The organism is Bacillus sp. REN16, assembly GCF_020731355.1.
In the GTDB taxonomy this organism is placed as follows: domain Bacteria; phylum Bacillota; class Bacilli; order Bacillales; family Bacillaceae_L; genus Ferdinandcohnia.
Genome location: NZ_JAJFZK010000003.1, coordinates 154272 through 173867, shown reverse-complemented (window position 1 = coordinate 173867; position 19596 = coordinate 154272). Strand labels below are relative to the sequence as shown.

Annotated in this window: 19 protein-coding genes; 18 read left to right on the top strand and 1 reads right to left on the bottom strand. The window is 42.0% G+C overall.

The genetic code is table 11. The features are described 5' to 3' along the window. The first annotated feature begins 5 nt into the window (after nucleotides 1–5). From atpD to spoIID, 18 genes are all read left to right on the top strand, one after another. Complete coding sequence (atpD, locus tag LKW28_RS04725) at nucleotides 6–1427, top strand: F0F1 ATP synthase subunit beta (protein ID WP_229139200.1); 1422 nt, start codon at nucleotides 6–8, stop codon at nucleotides 1425–1427. A 25-nt stretch (nucleotides 1428–1452) separates the two neighbouring features. Then, nucleotides 1453–1857: a F0F1 ATP synthase subunit epsilon gene (locus LKW28_RS04720; protein WP_229139199.1), complete on the top strand. Its 405-nt coding sequence runs from the start codon at nucleotides 1453–1455 to the stop codon at nucleotides 1855–1857. 393 nt (nucleotides 1858–2250) lie between these two features. After that, nucleotides 2251–2790 (top strand): RNA polymerase sigma factor, encoded by a 540-nt coding sequence (locus tag LKW28_RS04715; RefSeq protein WP_229139198.1) that lies wholly within the window; start codon nucleotides 2251–2253, stop codon nucleotides 2788–2790. Continuing rightward, nucleotides 2766–4070, top strand: a complete 1305-nt coding sequence (locus tag LKW28_RS04710) for a DUF4179 domain-containing protein (RefSeq protein ID WP_229139197.1) — start codon at nucleotides 2766–2768, stop codon at nucleotides 4068–4070. Before LKW28_RS04715 ends, LKW28_RS04710 begins: the two co-directional genes overlap by 25 nt. A gap of 396 nt (nucleotides 4071–4466) precedes the next feature. Next, complete coding sequence (locus tag LKW28_RS04705) at nucleotides 4467–4844, top strand: NADH-quinone oxidoreductase subunit A (RefSeq protein WP_229139196.1); 378 nt, start codon at nucleotides 4467–4469, stop codon at nucleotides 4842–4844. Further along, a complete protein-coding gene (locus tag LKW28_RS04700) occupies nucleotides 4835–5347 on the top strand; it encodes a NuoB/complex I 20 kDa subunit family protein (RefSeq protein ID WP_229139195.1) in 513 nt (170 codons plus the stop codon). Before LKW28_RS04705 ends, LKW28_RS04700 begins: the two co-directional genes overlap by 10 nt. Before the next feature lies 1 nt (nucleotide 5348). Next, nucleotides 5349–6857 (top strand): NADH-quinone oxidoreductase subunit C, encoded by a 1509-nt coding sequence (locus LKW28_RS04695; protein WP_229139194.1) that lies wholly within the window; start codon nucleotides 5349–5351, stop codon nucleotides 6855–6857. A gap of 3 nt (nucleotides 6858–6860) precedes the next feature. Continuing rightward, on the top strand, nucleotides 6861–7961 hold the full coding sequence (locus tag LKW28_RS04690) for an NADH-quinone oxidoreductase subunit D (protein ID WP_229139193.1): 1101 nt from the start codon (nucleotides 6861–6863) through the stop codon (nucleotides 7959–7961). Beyond that, a complete protein-coding gene (gene nuoH, locus LKW28_RS04685) occupies nucleotides 7961–8962 on the top strand; it encodes an NADH-quinone oxidoreductase subunit NuoH (protein ID WP_229139192.1) in 1002 nt (333 codons plus the stop codon). The genes LKW28_RS04690 and nuoH overlap by 1 nt, the downstream gene beginning before the upstream one ends. Nucleotides 8963–8992: 30 nt before the next feature. Then, nucleotides 8993–9412, top strand: coding sequence for an NADH-quinone oxidoreductase subunit NuoI (gene nuoI, locus LKW28_RS04680; protein WP_136380709.1), 420 nt, complete (start codon nucleotides 8993–8995; stop codon nucleotides 9410–9412). Next, the gene (locus LKW28_RS04675; RefSeq protein ID WP_229139191.1) at nucleotides 9409–9924 is read left to right on the top strand and encodes an NADH-quinone oxidoreductase subunit J; all 516 of its coding nucleotides are present in this window, start codon (nucleotides 9409–9411) and stop codon (nucleotides 9922–9924) included. Before nuoI ends, LKW28_RS04675 begins: the two co-directional genes overlap by 4 nt. Continuing rightward, nucleotides 9921–10235, top strand: coding sequence for an NADH-quinone oxidoreductase subunit NuoK (gene nuoK / locus LKW28_RS04670; RefSeq protein ID WP_229139190.1), 315 nt, complete (start codon nucleotides 9921–9923; stop codon nucleotides 10233–10235). The genes LKW28_RS04675 and nuoK overlap by 4 nt, the downstream gene beginning before the upstream one ends. A gap of 73 nt (nucleotides 10236–10308) precedes the next feature. Beyond that, entirely contained in the window at nucleotides 10309–12177 is a 1869-nt protein-coding gene (nuoL, locus tag LKW28_RS04665) for an NADH-quinone oxidoreductase subunit L (RefSeq protein WP_229139189.1), read from the top strand. Then, entirely contained in the window at nucleotides 12174–13685 is a 1512-nt protein-coding gene (locus LKW28_RS04660) for a complex I subunit 4 family protein (RefSeq protein WP_229139188.1), read from the top strand. The genes nuoL and LKW28_RS04660 overlap by 4 nt, the downstream gene beginning before the upstream one ends. 4 nt (nucleotides 13686–13689) lie before the next feature. Further along, nucleotides 13690–15201: an NADH-quinone oxidoreductase subunit NuoN gene (gene nuoN, locus LKW28_RS04655; protein ID WP_229139187.1), complete on the top strand. Its 1512-nt coding sequence runs from the start codon at nucleotides 13690–13692 to the stop codon at nucleotides 15199–15201. Between the two features lie 170 nt (nucleotides 15202–15371). Beyond that, nucleotides 15372–15608 carry a DUF1146 family protein gene (locus LKW28_RS04650; RefSeq protein WP_229139186.1) on the top strand — a complete coding sequence of 79 codons (237 nt, stop codon included), beginning with the start codon at nucleotides 15372–15374 and terminating at the stop codon, nucleotides 15606–15608. Nucleotides 15609–16351: 743 nt separating this feature from the next. Continuing rightward, a complete protein-coding gene (gene murA, locus LKW28_RS04645) occupies nucleotides 16352–17650 on the top strand; it encodes a UDP-N-acetylglucosamine 1-carboxyvinyltransferase (protein ID WP_229139185.1) in 1299 nt (432 codons plus the stop codon). A gap of 169 nt (nucleotides 17651–17819) precedes the next feature. Further along, entirely contained in the window at nucleotides 17820–18839 is a 1020-nt protein-coding gene (gene spoIID / locus LKW28_RS04640; RefSeq protein WP_229139184.1) for a stage II sporulation protein D, read from the top strand. Between the two features lie 11 nt (nucleotides 18840–18850). On the opposite strand, the gene LKW28_RS04635 is transcribed toward spoIID, so the two are convergent. Continuing rightward, the gene (locus LKW28_RS04635) at nucleotides 18851–19297 is read right to left on the bottom strand and encodes a VanZ family protein (protein ID WP_229139183.1); all 447 of its coding nucleotides are present in this window, start codon (nucleotides 19295–19297) and stop codon (nucleotides 18851–18853) included. Nucleotides 19298–19596: the final 299 nt, after the last annotated feature.

The window sequence follows — 19596 nt, the reverse complement described above, 5'->3', positions numbered from 1 at the left end:
AAACGATGACAAAAGGACGCGTTACCCAAGTTATGGGCCCTGTTGTAGACGTACAGTTTGACAGCGGACATCTTCCTGAAATTTATAACGCCCTTACAATTAATAATAAAGCGCGTACTGAAAATGAAGTAGATATCACTATAACACTTGAAGTTGCGCTTCACTTAGGTGATGACACTGTACGTACAGTTGCGATGTCATCAACAGACGGTCTAGTACGTGGATTAGAGGTTACTGACACTGGTAAGCCAATTTCTGTACCAGTTGGGGATGTAACTCTTGGACGTGTATTTAACGTACTAGGTGAGAATATTGACCTTGATGCACCAGTAGCTGCTGATGCACGTCGTGATGCAATTCATAGGGAAGCACCAACATTTGAACAACTTTCAACTGAGGTTGAAATTCTTGAAACAGGTATTAAGGTAGTAGACCTTCTTGCTCCATATATTAAAGGTGGTAAAATCGGTCTGTTCGGTGGTGCGGGAGTTGGTAAAACGGTTCTTATCCAAGAACTTATCAACAACATCGCACAAGAACACGGTGGTATTTCCGTATTCGCTGGTGTAGGTGAGCGTACTCGTGAAGGAAACGACTTATACTACGAAATGAAAGACTCTGGAGTTATTTCAAAAACAGCAATGGTATTCGGTCAAATGAACGAACCACCAGGAGCTCGTATGCGTGTAGCTTTAACCGGTCTTACAATGGCGGAATACTTCCGTGATGAGCAAGGCCAAGACGTGTTATTCTTCATCGATAACATTTTCCGATTCACTCAAGCAGGTTCTGAAGTATCAGCCCTACTTGGACGTATGCCATCTGCCGTTGGTTACCAACCAACACTTGCAACTGAGATGGGTAAATTACAAGAACGTATTACATCTACAAACGTTGGATCTGTTACGTCAATCCAAGCGATTTACGTTCCTGCCGATGACTATACTGACCCGGCTCCAGCTACAACGTTTGCTCACTTAGACGCAACAACTAACCTTGAGCGTAAGCTTTCTGAGATGGGTATTTACCCAGCGGTGGATCCATTGGCATCTACTTCTCGTGCATTATCTCCAGAGATTGTTGGAGATGAGCATTATGAAGTTGCGCGTCAAGTACAATCAACTTTACAACGTTACCGTGAACTACAAGATATCATTGCAATCTTAGGTATGGATGAGTTAGGTGATGAGGATAAGTTAGTCGTACACCGTGCGCGTCGTGTCCAATTCTTCTTATCTCAAAACTTCCACGTTGCTGAACAGTTCACTGGTCAACCTGGTTCTTATGTTCCAGTTAAAGAAACTGTTCGTGGATTCAAGGAAATCCTAGAAGGTAAATACGACTATCTTCCTGAAGATGCGTTCCGTCTAGTTGGTCGAATTGAAGAAGCAGTAGAAGCTGGAAAGCGCATGGGTATTGAAGCCTAATTAACGGGACCTAGGAGGGTGTAAAATGAAGACAGTAAAAGTCAATGTCGTGACTCCTGATGGCCCAGTTTATGAAGCTGATGTGGAAATGGTAAGTGCCAAAGCTCAGAGCGGTGAGCTTGGTATTTTACCCGGACACATTCCTATGGTTGCTCCTCTTCAAGTTGGGGCAGTTAGACTTAAGAAGGGAAGCAACACTGAACTTGTGGCTGTAAGTGGAGGCTTTCTCGAGGTTCGTCCAGACCAAGTAACAATCCTTGCTCAAGCTGCTGAAACACCTGAACATATCGATGTTCATCGTGCCGAAGAAGCAAAGCATCGTGCGGAACAACGTTTACAGGCGAAACAAGATCATGTTGATTTTAAACGAGCTGAGCTCGCTTTAAAACGTGCCATCAATCGATTAAATATAACACAAAAGAAATACTAATTTTAGTATTGGAAACCCCCAGGGCCTTTGGCTTTGGGGGCTTTTGTGTTTTCGGGTTTGGGATCAAGTAAATGCATTATACTTGATAAATAGAAGGAAAATTTCCTCTTAATCAGAATTTATTATCAAAAAGGGCTTAAATAGAGGAAGAATTTTCCGCTTATGGCCTTGAAAAGTATAAAAATGGGGGATTTTCTTTTGCATAACCGGAAAACCTACCCTTATTTATCCCGAAACGAGCTCTTTTCTGACTTTAACGGGAAAATCTCCGCTTAAATATGATATGAGTGCAGAAATTTAAATGAATGTTTTAAGTAGTTTTTTGTTTTGTTGAAACCTTTTGCCTTTTTCTTGTATCTAAGGATTAGGTCGACTCGGAAAGGAGAGCATACTTTGGATATCGCAAAAGAAGTGAAAAAGGCAAGGCGTGGGAGCAAATCTTCCTTTGAAAAATTGATTGTGGCCCATAAGCTTTTGATGTATCGTGTTGCGAAAACAATTTTAACCAATGACGAGGATTGCGCGGATGTGATGCAAGAGGCAATCATCAAAGCATACCAAAAGATTGATACGTTAAGAGAACCTGCCTATTTTAAAAGCTGGCTGTGCCGAATTGTTTTAAATGAGTGCTATCAGCTGTTAAGGCAGAAAAAGAATGTCATTCATATGGAGGAATGGCTAGAACCGCAAATAAATGAGCGCGGTTTTGAAGAGGTTGAAGTTAAAGAGATGTTAAACAAATTATCGGAGGAGGATTCTCAAATATTGAAGCTTTTTCATATTGAGGGGATTTCCATTATAGAACTATCCCAAATCTATGAGGCTCCGGAAAATACGATTAAAACTAGATTGCGTCGTGCCCGTGAAAAAATGCGTGAACTATGGGATGAAAAGGAGGAAGGATCATCATGGAAAAATGGGAAGAGCAAATAAAGCTGAAGGCGAACCTACAGGTTCCCGGAAGTGTGGAACAGCGTATGAATGAAACACTCCGCTCCCTTCCGAAAAAGAAGAGATTTCCACGCTTTTATTATCCAGTTGCTGCAGTATTATTGGTGGGGTTTCTTTTATTTGGGGTATCCTTTATGTCACCAACTTTGGCCGAAACGATGAGGTCTGTTCCAGTGATTGGTTCTATTTTTAAAATGGTCGGGGATATTGGTACAAAAAAGGGAGAAGAAGAAGGGCTGACTACATTGTTAGGGCAGCAAGTTGAAGTCGATGGGCAAGTGATTACTTTCACAGAGAGTCTTTATGATGGCTCACAGATTCATATAGGGTATCTTGTTGAATCTTATACTGACGAGCCGTCAAATACTGCTGATTTATTATCGCCACTTAAGATTACTGTAGATGGTAAACAAGTAGATTATGGCATGGGTGAGCGTGGAAAAGTTTTGGAAAATGGTGATTATGCTGGTGTTATCAGCATTAAAATTGATCGTGAACTTCCTAAAGAGTTTACGCTTGGACTCCAATCTCTTAATGAAAAATCGCTAAATGTAAAATTACCAATCACGAAACAAGGGGATAATCGCGCCTTTTTAGTCAATGAAACGGTAGAAACGAAGGATTTAACAATGCATGTGGATAAGGTAACATTTTTCCCAACCAGTACGGAAATCGCATTTCGACAGGTGATGGATATCAAAACCTTTGAAAATCAAAAGTATGAGTGGTTGGACTATCAGGTAGTGGATGACCAAGGGCGTATTCTGCAGCCTTTAAGTGGCGGTGGAGGAGGGAGTCCCTCAAAGGACGGAAGGTTGTTGCAGACAATGACCTATTATTTTGAACCTCTTGAAACTGTACCAAAGTCATTAACGCTTAAGCCTTATTTAATAGAAGCAAATGAGGAAATGCCAGTAGAAGTTAAAGGGAAGTGGGAAGGCGAAAAACTGACACTTTCACAAAGGGAAATCGGAGAAACGTCAATTTTGGAAATGAAGAATGAAAATGGTTTAGTCACGCTTACGGTCGAGACAAACGGAGATAATGCGTATATGCAGGCAAATGGCATCTGGATTGAAGACACAAATGGAAAAGCCTATTATTCAGAAAATGCTTCAAAAAGAGTGGATGGTACCATTAATCAATATGTAATTCAAATTAAAGCTGATTTGGCTGTGGAAGATATTATGGTGGTCACCTATAAACAGGACGCACCGAAGTTTTTGAAAGAGCTTGAGGTGAAGATTGAGTTTGAAGAGTAAATGTGAGTTATGGGCTACTTTGGAGTAGTCCTTTTTTCGTTTTTGGACAATAATTTTGATTTATGGCTGATAATTTTCGTTCTTGGACAATAGTCTATAAGTATAGATTGTATTAAAAACTTTTGGAAGAATGGGTTTGGGGGATTGAATAAGGTTGTGGATTCAAAGGAGTAATATAAGCCAAAATAAAGCTATGGATAATGAGGGAAATGTGGCAAAATCCTTTGGGGAAACGGGATTTTACCACCTGCTTTTCCCCAATTTGTCAAAAATGGTAATTTCATAGAATAAGTGGAAGGATTGGTCGACACTTGGTCAGGTAAAGTGATATAATGTATTCGGTTACATTCTTAATATTTTGGTAATAAAACAATGGGGGATATCGGAGGGGGCTGCATGGAAGATCTTTTGAATCAGTATTTGAACAGTTATATGATTGTGTTTGTCTTCTTGTTGTTGGGAATTTTACTCCCGATTGTGGCGTTGTTTCTGGGGAAATTACTTCGGCCGCATGCACCGAGTGTGGAGAAGGCTACTACATATGAGAGTGGAATTGAGCCATTCCATGATTCAAGAGTACAGTTTAATGTACGCTATTATATTTTTGCACTATTGTTTGTTATTTTTGATGTTGAGACAGTATTTTTATATCCATGGGCTGTTGCCTACGAAAAACTCGGAATTTTCGCATTAGTTGAGATGTTCATTTTCGTTGTAATGCTCGTTATCGGCTTAGTATATGCTTGGAAGAAGGGCGTGTTGAAATGGATTTAAAAATTGATGGTATTTCAGATTTAGAGATGGAAGAGTTAAAGAGAAGTGTATTTTTGACGACGCTGGAGCAGGTGAAAGGTTGGGCACGAAGTAATTCGTTGTGGCCACTTACATTTGGTCTGGCTTGTTGTGCGATTGAAATGATGGGGACAGGTTCTTCCCACTATGATTTAGACCGATTTGGTTCCTTTTTCCGTACATCCCCTCGTCAGTCCGATTGTATGATTGTTTCTGGTACGGTGACGAAGAAAATGGCGCCAGTTTTAAAGAGATTATATGACCAGATGCCTGAGCCAAAATGGGTAATTGCGATGGGTTCATGTGCAACAGCAGGGGGGCCATATGTGAAATCATATGCAGTTGTAAAAGGGGTAGATCAAATTGTGCCGGTTGATGTGTACATACCTGGCTGTCCTCCAAATCCAGCTGCATTAATTTACGGGATTAATAAATTAAGAGAAAAGATTCGCTATGAGGCTAAGACGGGGAAGAAGGTGATTTAGCGTGAGCGAAGAAAAGGACCTGGAACAACTTAAGCGGGAGGCTGCTGAGAAGGCAAAAGAAGCTGCAAGAAAGCGACTAGCTGAAAAACAGGCAGTAAAAGCGAAAAAAGAAGATGAATCCAAGGAAGAAAATATAGATATTGCAAAGGCGAAAGCAGCGGCAGCCGCGAAAGCCAAGGCGGCAGCGTTAGCGAAGCAAAAGGCGAAACAACAAGCTGAAGAGGAAGCAGCCTCTGATGAAGGTTCAGAACCATCAGAAGAGGCGGACTTGGATCTTGCAAAGCAAAAAGCGGCTGCTGCTGCAAAGGCAAAAGCCGCAGCGCTAGCGAAGCAAAAAGCGGCAGAATCCGCATTCGGGGACTCATCCGAAGCAGATGACAAAGCAACCGCGAAAGCGAAAGCAGCGGCTGCTGCAAAGGCAAAAGCCGCAGCGCTAGCAAAGCAAAAAGCCGCAGAATCCGCATCCGGAGACTCATCTGAATCAGAGAACAAAGCAACAGCGAAAGCGAAAGCAGCGGCAGCCGCAAAGGCGAAGGCTGCAGCGCTAGCGAAGCAAAAAGCGGCAGAAGCTGCATCCGGAGGCTCATCTGAAGCAGATGACAAAGCAACTGCGAAAGCGAAAGCAGCGGCTGCCGCCAAGGCGAAGGCTGCAGCACTTGCGAAGCAAAAAGCCGCAGAAGCGGGATCGGCTGGAGATGATGACTTAGCGAAAGCCAAAGCGAAAGCAGTTGCAGCGGCGAAAGCGAAGGCCGCAGCTCTGGCAAAACAAAAAGCGGCCGAAAAAGCTGGGGCAGCTTCGGATGATGATGACTTAGCGAAAGCGAAGGCCAAAGCAGTAGCAGCAGCAAAGGCCAAGGCGGCAGCAGCGGCGAAAGCAAAAGCAGCAGCCGGCGGTGGTGGATCAGATGATCTTGCCAAGGAAAAAGCCAAAGCCATTGCTGTGGCAAAAGCGAAGGCGGCAGCAGCAGCACGGGCGAAAGCTGCGGCGGGTGGAGCAGCACCAGAAGAGGAAGTTGAAGAGGCAACGCCGTCTCCTAACCAGAAATATTTGGATAAGTACGTGAAAGTCATCACGGAACACCTTGGGGGCGACGTTTTAGAAGATTCATATATTAATACACTATCAAAAGACGTACCAACACTTGTAGCAAAGGCAGATACATATTTTAAGGTTGCACAGTTTTTAAAGTTTAATGAACAGCTTGGCTTCGATTACCTCTCAGAGTTGCATGGTACGGACTTCCAAACACATATGGAAGTATATGTTCACCTATACTCTTATAAAAACCGTCAATCTGTTGCGTTAAAAGTAAAGCTTGACCGTGATGAGCCAATAACCTCATCCTTACAGCCATTATGGGAAGGGGCAAATTGGCCAGAGCGAGAAGCATATGACTTGCTCGGCATCATATTCACTGGGCATCCGAATTTAACACGAATCCTATTGCCGGACGACTGGGTGGGATATCCACTTAGAAAAGACTATGAGCCGTTTGATGTGGAGGTGTAGCATATGATTCGTACAGAAGAAATGCTCCTAAATGTAGGACCACAGCATCCAAGTACGCACGGGGTATTCCGTCTTGTTGTCAAAATAGACGGAGAAATTATCAAGGAAGCTACACCTGTAATTGGATATTTGCATCGTGGTACTGAAAAGCTTGCTGAGGATTTACAATACACTCAAATTATACCGTACACAGACCGGATGGATTATCTGTCGGCGATGACAAATAACTATGTGCTTTGTCATGCTGTTGAAACGATGATGGACATTGAGGTTCCAGAACGGGCTGAGTATTTACGCATTCTTGCGATGGAATTGGGGCGGATTGCAAGCCATCTTGTATGGTGGGGAACGTATTTGCTCGATATCGGGGCGACAACGCCATTCCTCTATGCGTTTCGAGAAAGAGAAATGATTATTAATCTGCTTAATGAGCTTTCTGGGGCAAGGCTTACCTTTAACTACATGCGTGTTGGCGGAGTTAAATGGGATGCACCTGAAGGCTGGATTGAAAAAGTAAAAGAATTTGTTCCTTATATGAGATCACAGCTGCCTGGATACCACCAGCTTGTTACAGGTAATGAAATTTTCCGGGATCGTGTTATTGGTGTAGGGAAATACACGAAGGAGGATGCATTGAATTACTCCTTGAGTGGTACGAACCTTCGTTGTACGGGAGTGAAATGGGATCTTCGGAAAGATGAGCCATATTCCATTTACGACCGTTTCGATTTTGATGTTCCTACAAGAGACGGCGGGGATGCATGGGCGCGCTATCACTGTCGAATGGCTGAGATTGAGGAATCTCTTAAAATAGTAGAACAGGCCGTTGAACAATTCCCTGAAGAAGGACCAATTATGGCTAAAGTTCCGAAAATCATTAAAGCGCCAAAGGGTGAAGCATACGTAAGAATTGAATCACCGCGTGGTGAAATTGGCTGTTATATCTCAAGTGACGGGAAAAAGGAACCGTATCGTTTGAAATTTAGACGTCCGTCTTTCTACAATCTTCAAATCCTTCCGAAGCTTTTAAAGGGTGAGAATATGGCAAACTTGATTGCAATCTTAGGTGCAATAGACATTGTACTCGGGGAGGTTGATGGGTAATGATCGAAAACCTGCTAAATTCACCTCCAAGTTGGCTGAATTTTGGTATTTTCTTTTTACTTGCAACTGTCTTGCTTTTTGTCATCTTAGGGTTCGTTACCTATGGAATCCTTGCGGAACGTAAAGTCATGGGATTTATGCAAGCACGGATGGGTCCCAACCAGGTTGGCGGACGCTGGGGACTTTTACAAACAGTGGCTGACGTCCTGAAGCTTCTTATAAAAGAAGACGTAATCCCTAAGTTAGCGGACCGACCGTTATTTATTCTTGCGCCAGCGCTTGCGTTTGCTCCAGCCTTCATGGTTGTGGCAGCACTTCCGTTTACGGATAGCTATAAATTTGCCGATATTGGTGTGGGCTTACTCTATTATATTGCCGTTTCCGGGATTACAACGGTTGGAATTGTAGCGGGCGGCTGGGCATCAAATAACAAATATGCCCTTATGGGAGGAATGCGTGCAGCTGCACAAATGATTTCCTATGAGATTCCACTTGTCATGTCAGTAATCGGAGTCATTTTATTATCCGGCAGCTTAAACCTCTCTGATATCGTCGAAGCCCAGGATAAAGTTTGGTTTATTTTTGCACAGCCGATTGCTTTTGTTGTCTTTTTTATCGCATCTGTTGCTGAACTCAACCGTGTGCCGTTTGACTTACCTGAGGCAGAATCAGAGATTGTCGCGGGTTTCCATATTGAGTACTCAGGATTCAGATGGGCATTCTTCATGCTCGCAGAATACGTGTATATGTTTGCGATGGCAGCATTAACGACTGTTCTTTTCCTTGGAGGTTGGAAACCAGTACTATTCTTAGGTTTTATTCCGGGAGCCGTTTGGTTTGCCTTGAAATTTAGCTTGGTAATCTTTGTCTTAATCTGGTTCCGTTCTACATTCCCTCGATTACGAGCGGACAGGTTGATGGAATTCGGCTGGAAAGTACTGCTTCCAATTGCATTAGCCAACATTTTCTTATCGGCTTTGATAAAAGAATTATTTTTCTAAAGTAACTACCTAATAAAGGGGTGACAAAATATGTTTGGCTTGCTGAAAGGGATGAAATATACCCTTAATCAATTAACCTATAAAAAAGTCACATATGATTATCCGAATGAGCCACTGCCACTACCTGATCGCTTTCGCGGTATTCAAAAGTTTTATCCGGAAAAATGTATCGTATGTAATCAATGCGCCAACATTTGTCCAACCGATTGTATTCAGTTAACGGGGAAAAAGCACCCTGATCCGACTAAAAAAGGGAAAATCATTGATACGTATGACATCAATTTTGAAATTTGTATTCTTTGTGATCTTTGTACCGAGGTATGTCCGACAGAAGCGATTGTCATGACAAATAACTTTGAACTCGCAGAATATAGTCGTGATGATTTATTTAAAAACCTTGAGTGGTTAGATGAAAATGATACGAATGTAAGAAAGGAGAATAAGGTGTGACCGGGGAATTTTTAGCATTCATAGTCCTAGCAATTAGTGCGATTGGCGGCGGTGTGTTGATGCTGAACCTCCAAAAGGTCATCCACATGGTTATTGCATTAGTATTCACCTTCATAAGTATCGCAGGTTTGTATGTGCTGCTTCATGCGGAATTCGTTGCAGCCGTGCAGGTCTTGATTTACTCGGGTGCAATCACGATTTTAATGCTCTTTGGGATCATGCTCACGAAACATAATGATACAAACGAGCCTAAGGTTAGTCGTCGTCGAACCCTCTTTGTTCTTGGTGGAATCCTAGCGTTTGGCATTGCCGTTTACCTTGGTATTTACGATTTGGATTTTGGCCAGCAGGCAACCGACCTTCATGTGAACAATACAGAGAAAATTGGGATTGAGCTTTTTGCAAAGTATGTCATTCCATTTGAATTAACATCTGTTGTGTTGCTTGTTGCATTGGTGGGGGCAATCATTTTAGCGAAAAAAGACAATGAAGGGGAGGCGAATGAGGAATGAGTTCAATTCCATTAGCAGCCTATCTTCTCCTCGCGTTAATTTTGTTTTGTATTGGTCTTTATGGAGCATTCACAAAAAGAAATACAGTGATCGTGTTGATCTCCGTTGAGTTAATGCTGAATGCTGTGAATATTAATTTTGTGGCTTTTAGTAAATATGGGGTGGCTCCTGGTATTACCGGGCAGGTTTTCGCACTGTTTACGATTGCCATTGCAGCAGCTGAATTTGCTGTTGGTCTGGCGATCCTAATGGCACTGTACCGAAATAAACGCACAGTTAACATTGATGAAATGAATTCCATGAAACATTAATCCGTTAAAGGCAGTGGTCTAAAAGGTTCCGCTTGTCTTTAGCGCTAAGATCGAAGAAGGGGATTGTGATACGATGATGGAAAACGCATGGATCATACCGCTTTTCCCGCTTATCTCTTTTTTGTTCCTTCTTATATTCGGTAAACGAATGAAAGAGTCAAGTGCCTATATTGGCATTCTGCTAACGTTAGTCTCATTCGTCTACTCGGTGTTGGTTCTCGTTGCGAGACTAGGGAATCCAACATACAAATATGAGAGCACGTGGTTATCAATTGGGGATGTTCACTTAACAGCGGGGTTTGAAGTCAATCAATTAAATGCACTTATGTTAGTGGTAGTATCGCTTGTCGCTCTTTTAGTACATATCTATTCAAAAGGATATATGCATGGAGACGAGCGCTTTCCGGTATTTTATGCGTACCTTGGGTTATTTACCTTCGCAATGCTGGGCTTGGTTCTCTCACCGAACCTTCTGCAAACGTATATTTTCTGGGAGCTCGTTGGACTCGGTTCATTCCTATTAATTGGGTTCTACTTTTATAAGGAAGAAGCAAAAGCCGCCGCGAAAAAGGCGTTTATCATGACGCGTATCGGGGATGTTGGCCTATTAATCGGGATGATTCTATTATTCTGGCAAGTGAACAGCTTTGAATATGATGAAATTTTTAGCGCTGTCAGTAACGGTGAAATTTCATCAACGATGATTACCTTAACCGCGATTCTAATTTTTGTGGGAGCTGTTGGTAAATCTGGTCAATTCCCACTTCATACCTGGTTGCCGGATGCGATGGAAGGTCCGACACCTGTTTCAGCATTAATCCACGCAGCGACGATGGTTGCGGCAGGGGTATATTTAGTGGCCACAACGTTCCCTTTATTTGCAGCAAGCAATGCAGCGATGATGACAGTTGCTGTGATTGGTGGAATTACCGCAATTTTTGCAGCATCAATTGGTTTGGCACAAAAGGATATTAAACGTGTTTTAGCCTATTCAACCGTGAGTCAGCTTGGCTACATGATGCTTGCGTTAGGATCGGCTGGATATGTGGCAGGGGTATTTCACTTAATGACACATGCTTTCTTTAAAGCATTGCTGTTCCTGGCAGCGGGCAGCGTGATTCACGCCGTCCATACACAGAACATCGAGGAAATGGGCGGATTATGGAAAAAGTTACGCATCACAGGTCCTTTGTTCCTAATAGGAACACTCGCAATTAGTGGTGTTCCGCTTTTTTCAGGATTTTTCAGTAAGGATGAAATCCTTATTGCAACTTGGGTACAAGGAAATTATGTGTTGTTCTGGCTCGCAGTGATTGCAGCATTCTTTACCGCATTTTATATGTTCCGCTTGTTCTTCATGGTCTTCACTGGTGAGTCAAGAGGAGAACAAACGAATGTAAAAGAATCACCAAGTTCAATGACAATTCCAATGATTGTTTTAGGTGTCCTTGCAGTCGTAGCAGGATATGTGAACACACCTTGGTTTGGAACCTTTTTAGGGGATTGGTTAACAGAAGGGACGAACCTTTACGGATCGGGACATATTGAAGGACCAGGCTGGATAATGGCAGTTGCTACATTTGCATCACTATTTGGTCTCTTGCTCGCATATGCAATGTATCAAAGAAAATCAATTTCAAGAGACTTTTTCAGTTCTCGAGCACCGACTTTGTACAGCATCGTCTACAACAAATATTTTATCGATGAATTTTACAATATGACTGTTGTCCACACGACAAAGGTATTTAGCTTATTCTTACGTTTTATCGATGAATTTTTAGTAGGCGGTATTGTAAAAGGCGTAGCTGCAACTGCACAGGGAATCGGAAAGCTTGGGGCTAGGCTTCAAAATGGTCAGGTCCAAATGTACACATCCGTCGCCTTTGTGGGATTAGCAATTTTACTTCTCGTTGTGGCGCTGACAGGGGGGTACTTAAGATGAGTTCATTGATTCTTACACTTTTAATATTCTTCCCGATTTTAGGTATTGCGGTACTTGCTTTTGTACCAAAAACTGAGGAAAAAACGATCAAGCTTGTTGGGGTGTTAGCAACGATCCCTTCCCTTGTTCTTGCCCTATATGCATACGGGTTTTATACAGGTGGCGGGGACCTTGAAAAGTTAAAAGAAACTGCCTACTGGTTTGGATTTTTACCGAAAGGAAATCCGTGGGAAGTTAACTATGAGATGGCACTTAACGGCCTAACCTTAGTGCTTGTTTTGTTAACAACAGTGATTTCAACACTTGCTGCGATTGCATCCATTCATATTAAAAAGGAGTGGAAGGGCTATTTTATGCTATTCCTTTTACTTGAACTTGGAATGCTTGGTGTGTTTACAGCAGGAAACTTGATTTTATTCTTTGTTTTCTTCGAGATGACTTTAATCTCAACGTTCTTCCTGATCGGAAAATGGGGCTATTTCGAAAAAGAAAAAGCAGCGTTTAGCTTCTTGATATATAACGGATTTGGTTCTGCGATTTTGCTGATTGTGATTATGATCATTTTTGCAAAGGCAGGAACAACGAATATTGCGGCACTTACAGCGATATTTGCAAGCCCGCAAGATAGTCTGCCGATTCCGGGTCAATTCTCTGAGGATTTACAGCTTGGCCTATTGATTGCAATTATCATCGGATTTGGAATCAAATTACCGATTTTTCCATTACATACGTGGATGCTTCGTGTACACGTACAAGCACCACCATCGATTGTTATGATTCACTCTGGAATCCTTTTGAAAATTGGTGCGTACGGGATTATCCGCTTCGGAATGGGATTCTTCCCGGATGAGTTCAGCACAATAGCACCGATTATTGCTGTGCTTGGGGTGATCAACCTTTTGTATGGAGCCTTTTTAGCCTTTGTTCAAAAAGATTTCAAAATGGTTCTTGCCTACTCGAGTATTTCCCATATGGGAATTGTGTTAATGGGGCTAGGAGCGATGAATGAAGCGGGAGTGCAAGGGGCAGTATTCCAAGTTGTGTCACACGGCTTGATTTCGGCATTATTCTTCTTCTTGATTGGGGTCATGTATGAGCGTGCCGGAACATCGCAGATTGACAAGATGGGTGGACTTGCAAAGGTAATGCCGCTAACAGCTGGATTTTTATTAGCAGCGGCAATGGCATCACTTGGATTACCTGGAATGTCCGGATTTGTCAGTGAATTTATGGCCTTCCTTGGACTGTTCAAGGAAATGCCAGTACTTGCCGCAGTTGGAGCAATCGGCATTATTATGACAGCTGTGTACTTGTTGCGTGCTGTTTTAAATGTGACATATGGAAAAGGAAATCATGCTTATGAGGGCGCTAGTGATTTACGTCCGATTGAAATGGTTCCGGTATTTGTATTACTTGCATTTATCGTATTAATTGGTGTTTATCCTAACGTGCTGACACAGCCACTTCAGGTTGCACTTGAAACAATCATGCTAGGGTTAGGAGGGTGAGCCGATGGATACAGAAACTTTGCTAAGTTTTGAATGGGGAGCGATGGCACCAGAATTTATCATCCTCGGTGTTGCAACCCTTCTATCGTTACTTGATTTATTTTTAGGAAAAGATAAGGACCGACGCCTGCTTGGCTGGATCGGGATTGCAGGAATCCTTGTTGCAATTGGGTTTACGGTGTCCTTAATTGGAAATGACGTAACATCGATTTTGTACGATACATTCCGACTTGATTCGTTTGCGATTGCGTTTAAGTTAATTTTATTAGTAGGAACTGGTCTTGTCATCTTGCTTGCGATGAGCTACGAACCTAAGGATGGCATTGGCGAGTACCGCGGTGAGTTTTACTACTTACTTTTAGCTGCGCTCTTAGGTACGATGATCATGACATCAAGTGCTGACTTGATTACATTATTCGTCGGATTGGAATTACTCTCAATTTCGTCCTATATTTTGGCCGGAATCCGAAAGCGCAATAAGCTGTCAAATGAATCCGCAATGAAATATGTGATTAATGGAACGGTTTCAACAGCAATCTTTTTATTCGGAGTCAGTTATGTGTATGGTCTAACAGGAACCTCGAATTTAAAAGAAATCTTTATGGTGTTTGGAAGCCTACAGGATTCACAGCATATTTACATTGTGGCACTGGCGCTGTTTATGATTGTAGTAGGGCTGTCCTTTAAAATAGCGGCTGCTCCGTTTCATATGTGGGCACCAGATGTATATCAAGGAGCACCAACACCTGTTACAGCCTTTTTAAGTGTTGTTTCAAAGACAGCAGGTTTTGTGATCATTTTAAGAATTGTGGTAACAGCCTTTCTTCAAGTACCATCTGGAAATGAAGAGACACCATCTTTATTGTTTCACCTTCAAGATCTGTTAGCGATTATCGCGGGCGCTACGATGATTATTGGAAACACAGTTGCACTGCGACAGCGAAATGTAAAACGGATGATGGCATATTCAAGTATTGCCCATGCAGGATATTTATTCGTAGCATTTGCAGCATTTTCTTATTTTATGATGGACGCGATTTGGTTCTATTTAGTGGCCTATCTTTTCATGAGCATCGGATTCTTTGCGATCCTTCAAGTGATTTCGCAAAAGTCGGACTCAGAGGATATTAGTCAATTTGCAGGACTTTATAAGCGCTCACCAGTTCTTGCTGTTGCGCTAGGTGTATTCATCCTTTCGTTAGCGGGTATTCCGGGAACAGCAGGCTTCATAGGAAAACTGGAAATTTTCATCGGGTTATTTGTTACAACTCCCGCGCATTATGTGTTAGCATCAATCATGATTGCAACAACGGTCGTGTCGTATTTCTATTACTTCGGAATACTGACACAAATGTTCTTTAGACCAGCAGCAGATGAAAGCAAAATTAAACTGCCACTAGGTGTGTTGATTGTTGTAATTATTGCCGTGGTTGGAACAATCGGATTCGGAATTTTCCCAGGCATTGCCTTCGAATTCATTCAACAGTTCGAAAGCTTTGCGGATTTTATCAGCTAACAATAAAAGTCCAAGGGGACAGTTCATGTGGTTCTTCATTTAATGGAGAACTCAGGGACTGTCCTTTTTTTTATTCTATGCTTGTTTTTGGGGACTTCTGCTATTGGAGATGTTAAAATGGAGTGGTGTGATTTCGGGAAGTTTCCTTCTTATATGAAAGGAGAGGTTTTATGTTAGCAGGTTTTGGGTATCAAGCACTTATCAGTATTATTTCACATTTGATTTTTATAACGATTACGTGGTGGGCACTGCAAAGCATTCGATATGAGCATTTGGTAAAGCCGAATCATGTTTTCCAGGTGCGCGTTCTTCTTGTTCTTGTGACAATTGCAATCGGATCAACGGTCAGCAACTTCTTCTTAGATTACCTCCTCTGGTCACAACAATTACCAAGTATTCTTGATTAAAACTAAGCACTTCTGTTTATGCAGGTAATTTACGGAAAAACGTCACAAAATGATGCTATTGCCTTTGTTCTCCACTACTTTCCACGTATTCACAAGACGGTTCTGGAAAAAATGTAAGTATGGAGAGGAAATAAAAACATTCCTTAGTATGCCAATGGCGAGGAAAAATACATTGGATAATGTTGGAATGACCCCGTAGAAGGTAAAGGTTGTTTATAGGAAGGACCTTATTTTACAGATTCGAATTTGAATGTCATCAATTCGACTTGTTTTTTTAGAATAATTTAAAAAATAGACAAACCCTTATAAACAAGAGGACCTTTTCGTATTACTTGTACTATGTGAACTATGTAAAGTTTTCACTAAAATACAATCTCTCGAAATAACCAATATTTGTCGACAATAATTGCGAAAATCCCACAAATTTCACTTGTGCCAAAGCATCCCTGAGTGATATGATGTAAATTGGTTTTGTGTAAAATTTGTACATGAAAATACTTTGGATATGCTTCGTTTTAGAGAGTGCTTACCAAAGTTTTTATGGATCGATGGAGGGTATGCATCTACATCCAAATGGAGACATTTGCCCGGTGGTTTGCATATACTACATCAGTGCGAATCAAATTTCCCACTAAATGTAATGAAAATGAAAAGATTGGGTTCTATAAACAACCGTTAGATGGAACACCAATTGTCATCAATGAATATGAATATATAGAAAATGGGACGCGGAGGGGAATACCTTGGAAAAAATCATCGTCCGCGGCGGTCATAGGTTAAACGGCACAGTTAAAGTAGAAGGCGCAAAAAATGCTGTTTTACCAGTTATCGCTGCATCCTTATTAGCAAGTAATGGTAAAAGTGTGATAAATGAAGTACCCACGCTCTCAGATGTGTATACGATTAATGAGGTATTGCGTCATTTAAACGCGAGAGTCGATTTTGCAAACAATCAAATCGTTGTCGATGCATCAAGAGAGCTAAAAACAGAAGCACCTTTTGAATATGTTCGAAAAATGCGCGCATCTGTACTTGTGATGGGGTCATTGCTTGCCCGTAATGGTCACGCGAGAGTTGCTCTTCCTGGCGGCTGTGCAATTGGTTCAAGACCGATAGACCAGCACTTAAAAGGATTCGAAGCAATGGGTGCAGTTGTAAAGGTAGGAAATGGATATATCGATGCCGAAGTCAATGGACGACTTCGTGGTGCAAAAGTATACATGGATTTCCCAAGCGTAGGAGCTACTGAAAATATCATGATGGCTGCTACACTTGCTGATGGGGTCTCCATCATTGAAAACTGCGCGAAAGAACCAGAAATTGTCGACCTTGCGAACTTCCTAAATGCAATGGGAGCAAAAGTCAGAGGCGCAGGCACTGGAACAATTCGCATTGAAGGTGTAAGGGAATTGCATGGAGCAAATCATAACATTATCCCTGACCGTATTGAAGCAGGCACTTTTATGGTGGCCTCTGCGATTACAGGCGGTAATGTCCTTGTTCGAGGCGCAGTGCCAGAACACCTTAGTTCACTAATTGCAAAAATGGAAGAAATGGGCGTTACGATCATTGAAGAACAAGATGGTCTGCGTGTAATTGGGCCTGAAAAACTAAAGGCTGTCGATATTAAAACAATGCCACACCCTGGTTTTCCAACAGATATGCAATCACAGATGATGGCATTATTACTTCGTGCGCAGGGCACAAGTATGATTACGGAAACTGTATTTGAAAATCGTTTCATGCACGTCGAAGAGTTCCGACGCATGAACGGTGAAATTAAAATTGAAGGCCGTTCTGTTATTATCAACGGAGAATCACAGCTTCAAGGAGCTGAAGTAGCCGCAACTGATTTACGCGCCGCTGCTGCACTTATTCTTTCCGGATTGGTTGCAGATGGCTACACTCGGGTAACAGAACTTAAGCACTTAGACCGTGGTTATGTGAACTTCCACAATAAGCTTGCGGCATTAGGTGCTGACATCGAACGTATAACTGAAGAAACAGAAAGCCTTGTGGAAGAAGCAAAGGTTAACTTTTGACTAACCACAAAAAGCTAGGGACATTACCCACATATGGTAATATCTCTAGCTTTTTTAAATTTATACATATAAGGTATTTTTTTAAGTCATAAATGCTTGTCCGCTTCCATAAATATTGATATATAGGTGCATATGAAATGCATTAATTTTAATGTGGAGGCTTGCATTCATGAAACAGATTAAACCAATCATTGTACTAGTTTCTGTCCTTTTTGTCTTGATTTTATTGATTCCATCAATGCTCGTCATTCCTTTCTCTGATAAGGAAACGGTAAAGCTGGCAGAAGAAAAACAATCAAATCCAGAACCGCCTCAAATTGCTTCTGGCCCAACGGTAGAGGTGGCTGTACACCGGGTCAGTGCACAGAAGATCGAGAATGTGCCGCTTGAGGAATATGTGGTAGGTGTCTTAGCGATGGAAATGCCTGCTAAGTTTGAAATAGAGGCATTAAAGGCACAGGCGCTGGCAGCAAGAACATATGTAGTGAGACAAATGCTAAGCGGTCAAAAGCTAAAGGTGCCAAATGGTGCAGATGTATCAGATACGGTTGATCACCAAGTATATAAAAACAATGAGGAATTAAAAGCCGAATGGAAAGGTGAGTATGATTGGAAAATCGAAAAGATTAGGCAAGCCGTACAGGAAACGCAAGGGCAAATTTTAACCTATAACGGGGAACCAATTGATGCTGTATTTTACTCGACAAGTAATGGATATACAGAAAGCTCGGAGAATGTTTGGAAGAATGCAGTACCATACTTAAAAAGTGTAGAAAGCCCATGGGATGTAAATACAGAGAAGTTCCATTCTGAAATAGAAATGCCTGTTGCTGAGTTTGAGCAAAAGTTGGGGATCAAGCTTGGTAACAGTATGGAAGTTGGCAAGATAACTTCTAGAACAGAATCAAAGCGTGTAGCAACTGTTGAAGTTGGGGGTAAGACATTCACAGGTGTGGATGTGCGTAATAAATTAAAACTTCGATCCAGTGATTTTTCATGGGAGCGTAAAGGCAACAACATCGTAATTCAAACCAAGGGTTACGGTCATGGAGTTGGGATGAGCCAATTTGGAGCGGACGGAATGGCGAAAGAAGGAAAGAACTACAAAGAGATTGTTGCGCATTATTACCAGGGTGTGGAAATTTCAACCACAGAGAGCTTCGTAAATAAATTAACGGTTAAAAAATAACGGCAGAGGGATTAGTTCCCCTCTGCTTTTTTGCCGTCCAAACCTTCTATCCATTGGAGAAGCTTTTTGAATTTGGGCAGCTTTTCTCCAAAATAACTTACTTTTACAATCCAAAAAAGAACGAGAACCCCAATAGTGTCTTTAACAAGATCGATGACGGTTGCAGACCGGTACGGGACAAAGTATTGGTGAAGCTCATCAGAGAAACCGTAAGCGATTGAGAGGGCCACAGCCAGGATGCTTGTTTTCGGGGTGAATTTTCCTTGTACAAGGAAAAACAATACCCACAGACCGTACAGAATGCCGAATTCGATGAGATGAAGTGATTCTTTAAACGCGTTGTCCCAGGAATATGGGGTGTTCACGATTGCATCTGAGGGCAAGCTAGATAAGATGAAAATAAAGATCATATATAAAAATGGCGCAAGTAATAGTAGAAGTCGTAAAAAAGCTTTCATGAGAATTCTCCTTTTTAAAATGTACTTACATAGTATAGCACTCATCGCGGGAGTGAGGGAGTGCTTTTTGAATTCATTGGGGATGAAGGGGAAAACGGGAGGGGTAGTGAGGTTAAATCCCGTTCATCGGGGTGATGAAGACCCGAACGTGGCCCCGGCACTGTCAAAAAGGAATTCATCGGGGTGATGAAGACCCGAACGTGGCCCCGGGGCTGTCGAAAAGGTCTTCATCGAGGTGATGAAGACCCGAACGTGGCCCCGGCGCTGTCAAAAAGGTCTTCATCGGGGTGATGAAGACC

Coding starts and splice junctions, on each gene's coding strand:
- atpD (WP_229139200.1), top strand. CDS start 6: ATGACAAAAGGACGCGTTACCCAAGTTATGGGCCCTGTTGTAGACGTA.
- LKW28_RS04720 (WP_229139199.1), top strand. CDS start 1,453: ATGAAGACAGTAAAAGTCAATGTCGTGACTCCTGATGGCCCAGTTTAT.
- LKW28_RS04710 (WP_229139197.1), top strand. CDS start 2,766: ATGGAAAAATGGGAAGAGCAAATAAAGCTGAAGGCGAACCTACAGGTT.
- LKW28_RS04705 (WP_229139196.1), top strand. CDS start 4,467: ATGGAAGATCTTTTGAATCAGTATTTGAACAGTTATATGATTGTGTTT.
- LKW28_RS04700 (WP_229139195.1), top strand. CDS start 4,835: ATGGATTTAAAAATTGATGGTATTTCAGATTTAGAGATGGAAGAGTTA.
- LKW28_RS04690 (WP_229139193.1), top strand. CDS start 6,861: ATGATTCGTACAGAAGAAATGCTCCTAAATGTAGGACCACAGCATCCA.
- nuoH (WP_229139192.1), top strand. CDS start 7,961: ATGATCGAAAACCTGCTAAATTCACCTCCAAGTTGGCTGAATTTTGGT.
- nuoI (WP_136380709.1), top strand. CDS start 8,993: ATGTTTGGCTTGCTGAAAGGGATGAAATATACCCTTAATCAATTAACC.
- nuoK (WP_229139190.1), top strand. CDS start 9,921: ATGAGTTCAATTCCATTAGCAGCCTATCTTCTCCTCGCGTTAATTTTG.
- nuoL (WP_229139189.1), top strand. CDS start 10,309: ATGATGGAAAACGCATGGATCATACCGCTTTTCCCGCTTATCTCTTTT.
- LKW28_RS04660 (WP_229139188.1), top strand. CDS start 12,174: ATGAGTTCATTGATTCTTACACTTTTAATATTCTTCCCGATTTTAGGT.
- nuoN (WP_229139187.1), top strand. CDS start 13,690: ATGGATACAGAAACTTTGCTAAGTTTTGAATGGGGAGCGATGGCACCA.
- LKW28_RS04650 (WP_229139186.1), top strand. CDS start 15,372: ATGTTAGCAGGTTTTGGGTATCAAGCACTTATCAGTATTATTTCACAT.
- spoIID (WP_229139184.1), top strand. CDS start 17,820: ATGAAACAGATTAAACCAATCATTGTACTAGTTTCTGTCCTTTTTGTC.
- LKW28_RS04635 (WP_229139183.1), bottom strand. CDS start 19,297: ATGAAAGCTTTTTTACGACTTCTACTATTACTTGCGCCATTTTTATAT.